The 12,105-nt window shown below is 77.0% G+C and carries 2 protein-coding genes; both read left to right on the forward strand.

Annotation, left to right across the window (positions count from 1 at the left end; genetic code table 11):
- A partial coding sequence (locus tag ABZW14_RS19620; RefSeq protein WP_355348132.1) for an SDR family NAD(P)-dependent oxidoreductase occupies positions 1-2,688 on the forward strand: 2,688 nt, incomplete at its 5' end.
- 45 nt (positions 2,689-2,733) lie between these two features.
- A complete protein-coding gene (locus ABZW14_RS19625) occupies positions 2,734-12,099 on the forward strand; it encodes a type I polyketide synthase (RefSeq protein WP_355348135.1) in 9,366 nt (3,121 codons plus the stop codon).
- Positions 12,100-12,105 lie beyond the last annotated feature (6 nt).

Below are 12,105 nucleotides of genomic sequence, written 5' to 3' on the forward strand. Positions count from 1 at the left end.
CCGGTGGACTACGCCTCGCACTCGTCGTCGGTGCAGGAGGTCGCCGAGCGGCTCCGCACCGACCTGGCCGACATCGCCCCGCAGCCCGGGCACCTCCGGCTGGTGTCGACGCTGACCGGCGACTGGGTCGACCCGGCCACGATGACCGCCGACTACTGGTACGACAACCTGCGCCGGACCGTCCGGTTCGACGCGGCGGTCCGCACGGCCGTCACGGCCGGGCACACCACGTTCGTGGAGATCAGCCCGCACCCGGTGCTCACCATGCCGGTCACCGCGATCCTCGACGACCTCGGCGCCACCGGCCACACGCTCGGCACCCTGCGCCGCGGCGACGACGACCCGACCCGGCTGCTGACCAACCTGGCCACCGCACACACCCTCGGCCTGCCCGTCGACCTCACCACCGTCCTCCCCGAAACCGACACCGTCGAACTGCCCACCTACGCGTTCGCGCACCAGCGGTACTGGCTGGACGGCAGCGGCGGCCCCGAGCCGGACCTGCTCCAGGGCGGCGCCGACCCGAACGACACCGGCTTCTGGGCGGCAGTGGAACGCGGTGACCTGACCGCCCTCGCCGACGTCGTGGCCACCGAGGACACCCCGGCCGGGCAGGCCGTCGACGCGCTCCGTCCGGCCCTGCCGCTGCTCACCTCCTGGCGCCGGCAGCGCCGCCGGCAGTCCGACATCGACAGCTGGCGCTACCAGGACACCTGGAAGCCGCTCACCGGCATCGCCAACCGGGGCATGGCCGGCACCTGGCTCGTGGTGCTGCCCACCGGCGACATCGTCGAGCCCTGGCAGGACGCCTGCGTCGAGGCGTTCGCCGCCGCCGGCGCCGACGTCGTCCCGGTGCCGGTCAGCACCCCCGACGCCGACCGGGACCTGCTCGGGAAGCTCCTGCGCGAGGCCCTCGCCACCGGCGCTCGCACGGGCGACGAACCGGCCGAGGTGGCCGGGGTGGTCTCCCTGCTCGCCTTCGACGAGCTGATCCATCCGCTGTACCCGTCGGTGCCCGGCGGCTTCGCCGCCACCGTCGCGCTCTTCCAGGCCCTCGGCGACGTCGGCCTCTCGGCGCCGATGTGGAGCGTCACCTCCGGCGCCGTCTCCGTCGGCCGCGCCGACCTGCTCCGCTCACCCACCCAGGCGATGGTCTGGGGTTTCGGCCGGGTCGCCGCGCTGGAACAGCCGCAGCGCTGGGGCGGCCTGGTCGACCTGCCCGAGGCCGTTGACGACCGCTGCGCCGGCCTGCTCGTCGCCGCTCTCACCGCCGCCGGCGAGGAGGACCAGATCGCGGTGCGCCCCGGCGGCCTGCTCGGCCGCCGGCTCACCCGGGTCCCGCTCGGCGACAGCCGGCCCACGCACCCGTGGGAGCCCTCGGGCACCGCGCTGGTCACCGGCGGCACCGGCGCCCTCGGCGGACACGCGGCCCGCTGGCTGGCCCGCAGCGGCGTGCCGAACATCATCCTGGTCAGCCGGCGGGGCATGGCCGCGCCGGGCGCCCAGGAACTCGTCGACGACCTCACCGCGCTCGGCGCCCGGGCCGGCGTGGTGGCCTGCGACGCCGCCGACCGGGACGCCCTGGCCGAGCTGATCGACGGGATCCCCGCCGAGCATCCGCTCACCACGGTCGTGCACGCCAGCGCGGTGCTCGACGACGCCATGATCAACGATATCCGGATCGACCAGATCGAGCGGGTGCTGGCCGCCAAGGTCGACGTCGCCTGGAACCTGCACGAGCTGACCCTGGACCTGGACCTGGCCGCGTTCATCATGTTCTCCTCGTTCGCCGGCTCGGTGGCCAGCTCCAGCGTCGGGAACTACGCCCCGAGCAACGCGTTCCTCGACGCGCTCGCCCAGCACCGGCGCGGCCTCGGCCTCACCGGCACCTCTATCGCCTGGGGCGCCTGGGCCGGTGGCGGCATGGCTGACGGACCACTCGGCGAGCTGCTGCACCGCCACGGCGTACCCGAGATGGCCCCGGAGGCCGCGATCGCCGCCCTGCACCAGGCCGTCGACCACGGCGAGGCGTTCCTCACCGTCGCCGACATCGCCTGGGAACGGTTCTCCGTCGCCTTCACCGCGACCCGCCCCGGCCCGCTGATCAGCGACCTTCCCGACGTGCGCCGGCTCCGGGCCGCCGACCGGGCCACCGGCGCCGACCTGCCCGACGGGCCGGAGTCGCTGCGGGAGGGGCTCGCCGGGCTACCGCCGGCCGACCGGCTGGCCGTGCTGCTCGACCTCGTCCGCGGCCAGGTCGCCGCCGTGCTCAACTACGCCGCCGGCGAGTCGGTGGACGAGCACCGGGCGTTCCGCGAGCTGGGCTTCGACTCGGTCACCGCGGTCGAGCTGCGCAACCGCCTCGGCAGCGCGACCGGGGTGGCGCTGCCGGTCACCCTGGTCTTCGACTACCCGACCCCGACCACGCTGGCCGAGTACCTCTACGCCGAGGTGGCCCAGGACGACGTGGTCACCCCGACCGCGCTCCTCGACGACCTCGACCGGATCGCCGACGGGCTCGACGTGGTGGTCCGGGACGAGGCCGCCCGGGTCCGGGCTACCGTCCGCCTCCAGGCCATGCTCTCCCGGCTCGGACAGGGCGGCGGCGACGGCCTCGGCCGGCACCTCGACGAGGCCACCGACGACGAACTGTTCGCCATGGTGGACCGGGACCTCGGTCTGTCCTGACCCGCTCCGGCTCTCTCCCCGTCCCCTGCGAGGAAGCGGCAACCCATGGCCAATGAAGACAAGCTCCGCGACTACCTCAAGCGGGTCATGGCCGACCTGCACGACACCCGCCGCCGGCTCAGCGAGGCCCAGTCCCAGGAACTGGAGCCGGTGGCGATCGTGGCCATGAGCTGCCGCCTGCCCGGCGGCGTCCGCGATCCGCGGGACCTGTGGGAGCTGCTGCGCGACGGCCGGGACGCCGTCACCCCGTTCCCCGACGACCGGGGCTGGGACCTGGGCCGGCTCTACCACCCCGATCCCGACCACCCGGGCACCTCGTACGCCCGGGAGGGCGGTTTCCTCGACGGCGCCGGCGACTTCGACCCCGCGTTCTTCGGCATCAGCCCGCGCGAGGCCCTGGCCATGGACCCGCAGCAACGGCTGCTGCTGGAGACCGCCTGGGAGGCGGTGGAGGCGGCCGGGATCGACCCCGCCGCGCTGCGCGGCAGCCGGACCGGGGTGTTCGTCGGCACCAACGGGCAGGACTACGGGACCCTGCTGATGATGTCGCCCGACGGCGACGAGGGGCACTCGATGACCGGCGGCGCGGCGGCCGTCGCGTCCGGCCGGGTGTCGTACACGCTCGGCCTGGAAGGGCCGGCCGTCTCCGTCGACACGGCCTGCTCCTCCTCGCTCGTCGCGCTGCACCTGGCGGCGCAGGCCCTGCGGGCGGGGGAGTGCGAGCTGGCCCTGGCCGGCGGCGTCACCGTGATGGCCACCCCCGGGCTCTACATCGGATCGAGCCGGCAGCGCGCCCTGTCGCCGGACGGGCGGTGCAAGTCGTTCGCCGCCTCCGCCGACGGCGCCGGCTTCTCCGAGGGGGTCGGCTGGCTGCTGGTCGAGCGGCTGTCCGACGCACGCCGCAACGGGCACCCCGTGCTGGCGATCCTGCGGGGCAGCGCGGTCAACCAGGACGGGGCCTCCAACGGGCTCACCGCGCCGAACGGACCCGCCCAGCAGCGGGTGATCAGCCAGGCCCTCACCGCGGCGCGGCTGTCCACCGCCGACGTCGACGTCATCGAGGCGCACGGCACCGGCACGACCCTCGGCGACCCGATCGAGGCGCAGGCGCTGCTGGCCACGTACGGGCAGGACCGCGGCGACGGCGTCCCGGTGCTGCTCGGCTCGGTGAAGTCGAACATCGGGCACGCGCAGGCCGCCGCCGGGGTGGCCGGTGTGATCAAGATGGTGCTCGCCATCCGGCACGGGCTCGTGCCGGCGACCCTGCACGTGGACGAGCCGTCGCCGCACATCGACTGGTCGTCCGGAGCGGTGGAGCTGGTCACCGAGGCCCGGCCGTGGCCCTCGGTGGACCGGCCCCGGCGGGCGGCGGTCTCGTCGTTCGGCATCTCCGGCACCAACGCCCACGTGATCATCGAGCAGGCCGGTGAGCCGGACGAGCCGGCCCCGGCCGCGCCCACCGCCGGGCTGGTCGACGCGAAGGTCACCGTGTGGCCGCTGTCCGCCCGGTCGCGCGGCGCCCTGGCCGGGCAGGCCGCCCGGCTGGCCGCGGACCTGCGCGCGCAGCCCGGGGCGGACCCGGCAGCGGTCGGCTGGTCCCTGGCCACCACCCGGTCCACGTTCGATTGGCGGGCGGCCGTGGTGGGCACCACCACCGGGGAACTGCTGGCCGGCCTCGACGCGGTCGCCGCCGGCCTACCGGCCGGAAACGTGCTGACGGGCTCGGCGGACGGCACCGGCCCGATCTTCGTGTTCCCCGGTCAGGGCGCGCAATCGGCGCGGATGGCGGCGGGGCTGATCAGTCGGACGCCGGTGTTCGACGCGACGCTCGCCGAGTGCCAGCAGGCGCTGGCCCCGTACCTGGATGTCGACCTCGTGTCGGTGCTCACCGGCGCCGACGAGTCCTGGTTGGACCGGGTGGAGATCGTGCAGCCGGTGCTGTGGGCGGTCGGTGTCGCCCTGGCAGCGGTCTGGCGGCACGCCGGCGTGGTCCCGCAGGCGGTGATCGGGCACTCCCAGGGGGAGATCGGCGCGGCCTGCGTCGCGGGGATCCTGTCGCTCGACGACGCCGCGAAGACCGTGGCGTTGCGGTCCCGGGCCCTCGCCGTGCTGCGCGGGACGGGCACGATGGCGTCGATCGACCTGCCCGCCGAGGCGGTCACCGGGCGCCTGGGCGGGTTCCCCGGCGTCGGCGTCGCGGCCGTCAACGGCCCGGCCACGACCGTGGTGTCCGGTCCGCCGCAGGCGGTGGCCGACCTGGTGGCGGCGTGCCAGGCCGACGAGGTGCGCGCCCGCCTCATCCCGGTGGACTACGCCTCGCACTCGCCGTCCGTGCAGCAGGTCGCCGAACGGCTGCGCACCGACCTGGCCGACGTCACCCCCCAGCCGGGCCACACGCGGCTCGTCTCCACGCTGACCGGCACCTGGGTCGACCCGGAGACCATGACCGCCGACTACTGGTACGACAACCTGCGCCGGCCGGTCCAGTTCGACCCGGCCGTGCGCACCGCCGTCGACGCCGGTCACACGACGTTCGTGGAGATCTCCCCGCACCCGGTGCTGACCATGCCGGTCACCGCGATCCTCGACGACCTCGGAGTCACCGGGCACACACTGGGCACCCTGCGCCGGGGCGAGGACGACCCCACCCGGCTGCTGACCGCCCTCGCCACCGCCCACACCGTCGGCCTGCCCGTCGAGCTCACCCGGGTCCTCGCCGGTACCGGCACCGTCGAGCTGCCCACCTACGCCTTCGACCACCAGCGGTACTGGCCCGCCCCGCCGCGCTTCGCCACCGAGGGCGACGGCGAACCCGACCCCGACCGGTGGCACTACCGGATCACCTGGGCGGCACTGCCCGACCTGCCGCTCACCCGGCTCACCGGCGCCTGGCTGGTTCCCGTGCCCGCCGACCTGGCCGACGACCCGCTGGTCGCCGGGGTGCTGGCCGCGCTCGGCAACGTCGGCGCGGATCCCGTACCCGTGCCGGTCGACCCGGCCGGCGACGCGACGGCGCTCACCGACCGGCTGCGCGCCGCGCTCCCCGCCGACGGGCCCGCCGCCGTGCTCTCCCTGCTCGGCCTGGACGAGCACCCCCACCCCGACCACCCGGCCACCCCACGCGGCGTCACCGGCACCGCCCACCTGGTGCAGGCGCTCGGCGCCCTCGGCGTCGAGGCGCCGCTCTGGTGCGCCACCCGGCGGGCCGTCGCGACCGACGCCGCCGACCACGCGCCGCACCCGGCCGCCGCCGCCGTCTGGGGCCTCGGCCGGGCCGTCGCCCTCGAACACCCGGCCCGGTGGCGCGGCCTCGTCGACCTGCCGGACACCCTCGAGGCGCACACCGCCGCCCGGCTCTGCGCCGTGCTCGGCGCCGACAGCGGCGAGGACCAGGTCGCCGTCCGCGACACCGGCGTCCTCGCCCGCCGGCTCACCCGGATCACGGACCCGGCGCCCGGCGACGACGACTGGCGGATGCGCGGCACCGTGCTCGTCACCGGCGGCACCGGCGGCCTCGGCGGGCACCTGGCCCGCTGGGCGGCCCGCTCCGGCGCGGCGCACGTGCTGCTGGCCAGCCGCCGCGGCCCCGACGCCCCCGGGGCCGGCGACCTCGCCGCCGAGCTGACCGACCTCGGGGTACGCGTCACCGTGGCGCGCTGCGACGTCACGGACCGCGCCCAGCTCGCCGCCCTGCTCGCCGACCTCCCGGACGACGCGCCGCTCACCGCCGTGCTGCACACCGCCGCCGTGCTCGACGACGGCGTCGTGGACACCGTCACCCCGGCCCGCCTGCACACCGTCGCCGCGCCCAAGAGCACCGCCGCCGACCACCTCGACGCGCTCACCCGCGACCTCGACCTCGACGCGTTCGTGCTGTTCTCCTCCGTCGCCGGCACCACCGGCAACGCCGGGCAGGGCGCGTACGGGGCGGCCAACGCGCAGCTCGACGCCCTCGCGGAACGGCGCCGGGCCGAGGGGCTGCCGGCGCTCTCCGTCGCCTGGGGCGCGTGGAGCGGGGCGGGCCTGCCCGCCGACAACGAGCGCGCCCAGCAGCGGCTGCGCCGGGGCGGCATGGTCGCCATGGACCCCGGTCTCGCCGTGGCGGCGCTGGCCCGGGCGCTGCGCCGCGGCGACCGCACCACGGTGATCGCCGACATCGACTGGACCCGGTTCGCCCCGGTGTTCACCCTGGTCCGGCCCAGCCCGCTCCTCGCCGACCTGCCCGAGTTCCACGCGGCCACCCGACCGGTCGAGACCCCGGCCGAGGAGCCGGCCGTACCCTCTTCGGAGCTGGCCCGCCGGCTCGCCGGCCAATCCGCGGCGGAGCGGAGCGCGGCGCTGCTCGACCTGGTCCGGCAGTGCGCGGCCGGCGCCCTCGGCTACGGCTCCGCCGACGACATCCCCGCCACCCGGCCCTTCCGGGACCTCGGCCTGGACTCGCTGACCGCCGTGGACCTGCGCAACCTCCTCGCCGCCGCCACCGACCTGCGGCTGCCCGCCACCCTCGCCTTCGACTACCCGAGCCCGGCGGTGCTCGCCGGGCACCTCGACGAGCTGATCAGCGGGGCCGCCGCCGAGGTCGCCGCGCCGGTCGCGGCGGCAGCCCCCGACGAGCCCCTCGCCATCGTCGCGATGAGCTGCCGGTTCCCCGGCGGGGCGGACGACCCGGAACGGTTGTGGCAGCTGCTCGCCGCGGGCGGCGACGCCATCGGTGACTTCCCCACGGACCGGGGCTGGGACCTGGACCGGCTGTTCGACGCCGACCCCGCCACCGAGGGCACCAGCTACGCCCGCCAGGGCGGCTTCGTCCCCGGCGTCGCCGACTTCGACCCCGGATTCTTCGGCATCAGCCCCCGCGAGGCCCTGGCCATGGACCCGCAGCAGCGGCTGCTGCTGGAGGTCTGCTGGGAGGCCGTCGAGCGGGCCGGCATCGACCCGCAGGCGCTGCGCGGCAGCCCCACCGGCGTCTTCGTCGGCACCAACTACCAGGACTACCGCAACCTGATGATCACCGCCGAGGGCGCCGAGGGGCACCTCATGACCGGCAACGCCGGCAGCGTGCTCTCCGGCCGGGTCTCGTACACCCTCGGGCTGGAGGGGCCCGCCGTCTCGGTGGACACCGCCTGCTCCTCGTCCCTGGTCGCGCTGCACTGGGCCGGCCAGGCGCTGCGCGCCGCCGAGTGCTCCCTCGCCCTCGTCGCCGGGGTCACCGTGATGTCGACCCCCGGCGTGTTCGTCGGGTTCAGCCGGCAGCGCGGGCTGGCACCGGACAGCCGGGTCAAGGCGTTCGCCGCCGCCGCCGACGGCACCAGCTGGGGCGAGGGCGCCGGCGTGCTGCTCGTCGAACGGCTCTCCGACGCCCGCCGCAACGGCCACCCGGTCCTCGCCGTGATCCGGGGCAGCGCGGTCAACCAGGACGGCGCGTCCAACGGGCTCACCGCCCCCAACGGGCCCGCCCAGCAGCGGGTCATCCGGGCGGCCCTGGCCAGCGCCCGCCTCGACGCCGCCGACGTGGACGCCGTCGAGGCGCACGGCACCGGCACGAAGCTGGGCGACCCCATCGAGGCCCAGGCGCTGCTGGCGACGTACGGGCAGGACCGGCCCGGGGACCGGCCGCTGCTGCTCGGCTCGATCAAGTCGAACATCGGGCACACGCAGGCCGCCGCCGGTGTGGCCGGCGTGATGAAGATGGTGCTCGCCCTGCGCCACGGCTACCTGCCGCCGACCCTGCACGTCGACGAGCCGAGCGACCAGGTGGACTGGAGCGTGGGCGCGGTCGAACTGCTCACCGAGGGCCGGTCCTGGCCGCTGACCGGCCGGCCGCGCCGCGCCGCCGTCTCCTCCTTCGGGATCAGCGGCACCAACGCCCACACCATCCTCGAACAGGCCCCCGAGCCGCCCGTGCCGGCCGGCGAGCCCGCCTCGCTGCCCGTGGTGCCGGTGCTGCTGTCCGCCCGGACCGCCGAGGCGCTCGCCGCCCAGGCCGGTCCCTGGGCCGACCGGCTCGCCGGGCCGCAGGCGCCCCCGCTGGTCGACATCGGCTGGTCGTCCGCCGTCTCCCGGCCCGCCCTGGACCACCGGGCCGTCGTGCTCGCCACCGAGCCCCGGGAGCTGCGCGCCGGGCTCCGCGCGCTGGCGGCCGGAACGGACGCGCCGATGCTGGTCACCGGGGCGGTGGCCGCCCGCCCCAGGGTGGCGTACCTCTTCTCCGGGCAGGGCGCGCAACGGCCCGGCATGGGACGCGAGCTGGCCGCCGCGTACCCGGTCTTCGCGGCCGCCCTCGCCGAGACCTGCGCCGCGCTCGACCCGCACCTGTCCCGGCCGCTGCGGCCGCTGCTCGACGCCGAGCCGGGCACCGCCGATGCGGCGCTGCTGGACGACACCGAGTTCACCCAGCCGGCGCTGTTCGCCGTCGAGGTGGCGCTGTTCCGGCTGCTCGCCGCGTGGGGGCTGCGTCCCGACGCGGTGGCCGGGCACTCCATCGGCGAGTTCGCCGCCGCCCACGCCGCCGGGGTGCTCACCCTGGCCGACGCGGCCGAACTGGTCGCCGCCCGGGGCCGGCTCATGCAGGCACTGCCCGCCGGCGGGGCGATGCTCGCCGTCGCGGCGGGCGAGGAGGACGTGCGACCCACCCTCGGCGCGGGCGTCGCCGTCGCCGCGGTCAACGGGCCCGCCGCGGTGGTGGTCGCCGGCACCACCGACGCCGTCGCGGAGGTCGCCGCCGAGTGGACCGCCCGGGGAGTACGCACCCGGCGGCTCGCCGTCAGCCACGCGTTCCACAGCCACCTCATGGACCTGGTGCTCGACGACCTCGCCGCCGTCGCCGCCCGGCTGCCGCACCACCCCCCGGCCGTGCCGCTGGTCTCCACGGTCACCGGTGTGCCCGTCGAGGCGGCGGAGATCGGCGCGCCGGGCTACTGGGCGCGGCACGCCCGCGAAACGGTGCGCTTCGCCGACGCGGTCGCCGCGCTGCGCGCGCAGGGCTGCACCGCGTACGTGGAGATCGGCCCGGACGGCGCGCTGACCGCGCTGGCCCAGGGCGTCCTGGCCGACGGTGGCCGGATCCCGCTGGTCGTGCCGACCCTGCGCCGGGACCGGCCGGAGCCGGCCGCCCTGCTCCGCGCCGTGGCCGCGCTGCACGCGCACGGGATCTCCCCGGACTGGCCGGCGCTGTACGCGGGCACCGAGCCGCAGCCGGCCGACCTGCCCACCTACGTCTTCGACCGGCAGCGGTACTGGCCGGAGCCGCCGGCCTGGCTGACCGCGCCCGTCGACGACGGCACCGAGGTGGAGCGCCGGTTCTGGGCGGCCGTCGACGCCGAGGACGTCGACACCCTGCTCACCGAACTGGACGTGGCCCGCGACCAGCCGTTCGGCGCCGTGCTGCCGGCGCTGTCCGCCTGGCGGCGACGGGGCCGCGAACGCTCCCTGGTGGACGGCAGCCGCTACCGGGTCCACTGGCAGCCGGTGGCGCCGCCGGACGCCCCGCCCGCGCCGGGACGCTGGCTGGTGCTGCTGCCCGCCGACCGGGCCGCCGACCCGGGGCTGGACGCCTGCGCCCGCGCCCTCGGCCCGGCGGTGACCACCGCGCCGGTCGACACCGCCGCCGACCCCGACGAGCTGGCCGCCCGGCTGGCCGACCTGGTCGCCGCGACGACCGCCGAAGGGCCGCTGTCGGTGCTCTCCTTCCTCGGCCTCGACGAGGCCCCGCACGCCGAACACCCCGTGCTGCCGCGTGGCCTGGCCGCCACCGTGCACCTGCTGCAGGCCCTGACCGACCTCGACGCGCCGGCCCGGCTGTGGTGCGCCACCCGGGGCGCGGTCGGCGTCGGCGACGACGACGGGCCGGCCAGCCCCCGGCAGGCGGCGCTCTGGGGCCTCGGCCGGGTCGCGGCGCTGGAGCAGCCCGCCCGCTGGGCCGGCCTGGTCGACCTGCCCGCCGTCCTCGACGACGCCGCCGCGTACCGGCTCGCCGGCCTGCTCACCGCCGCCACCGAGGACCAGCTCGCCCTGCGCGACACCGCGTACGCCCGCCGGCTCGCCCCCGCCGCCACCGAGGGCGAACCCGAGCCGTGGCAGCCGCGCGGGACCGTCCTGATCACCGGCGGCACGGGTGCGCTGGGCGGGCACGTGGCCCGCTGGGCGGCCGGCGCCGGCGCCGAACGGATCGTGCTGACCAGCCGGCGCGGCGTCGACACCCCCGGCGCCACCGAGCTGGTCGCGGACCTGGCCGCGCTCGGGGTCGACTGCCGGGTGGCCCGGTGCGACGCCGCCGACCGGGCCGGCATGGCCGACCTGCTCGCCGACCTGCGCCGGGACGGCCCGCCGCTGCGCGCGGTGGTGCACGCCGCCGGGGTCAGCGAGGTGGTGCCGCTGGCCGAGACCACCCTGGAGGACCTGGCGTACGTCATCGGCCCCAAGCTGGCCGGCGCCGAACTCCTCGACGAGCTGCTCGACGGCGTTGAACTGGACGCGTTCGTGCTGTTCTCCTCGATCGCCGCCGTGTGGGGCAGCGGCGGGCAGGGCGCGTACGCGGCCGGCAACGCCTACCTCGACGCGTTCGCCGAGCGGCGGCGGGCCCGTGGGCTGGCCGCCACCTCGGTCGCCTGGGGCCCGTGGACCGAGTCCGGCATGTTCGGCGAGGGCGCTCCGGAGCAGTTGCGCCGCCGTGGTCTGCGGGTGATGCCGCCGGGACTGGCGATGGCCGGGCTGCGGCACGCCCTCGCCGCCGGCGACACCTGCGTCACCGTCGCCGACGTCGACTGGGCCACCTTCCACCCGCTGTTCACCGCCCTGCGGCCCAGCCCGCTGCTCGCCGACCTGCCGGCCGTCCGGGCGCTCGCCGCCCGGCCCGCCGAGCCGGCCGGCCCGGCCGCCCCCACCGGGCGGGACCTGGTCGCCGAGCTGCGCCCGCTGCCGGCCGAGGAGCGGCGCGCCGCCCTGCTGGACATGGTGCGCACCGACGCGGCGAAGGTGCTCGGGCACCCCTCCGCCGATGCCGTGGACGCCGAACGGGGCTTCCTCGACCTCGGCTTCGACTCGCTCACGGCGGTGGAGCTGCGCAACCTGCTCACCGCGGCCACCGGGCACGAGCTGTCCACCACCGTGGTCTTCGACCAGCCGACTCCGGCCGCCCTCGCCGACCACCTCGACGCGGAGCTGTTCCCCGGCGAGGGCGATCCGGACGACGGCGGCGACGAGGAGACCGTCCGGCGGGTGCTCGCCGCCATCCCCCTGGACCGGCTGCGCCAGGCCGGCCTGCTCGACCAGCTGCTGCGCCTCGGCCGCGACACCGCCGGCCCGGCGCCGACCGCCGGGGTGCCGGCCCCGCCCGCCGCACCCGAGGGCGAGATCCGCGACCTCGATGTCGCCGGGCTGGTGCGGATGGCCCTCGAAGGATCCGACTCGTGACCCGGC

It is taken from the genome of Micromonospora sp. NPDC004551 (assembly GCF_040609975.1).
GTDB lineage: Bacteria > Actinomycetota > Actinomycetes > Mycobacteriales > Micromonosporaceae > Micromonospora.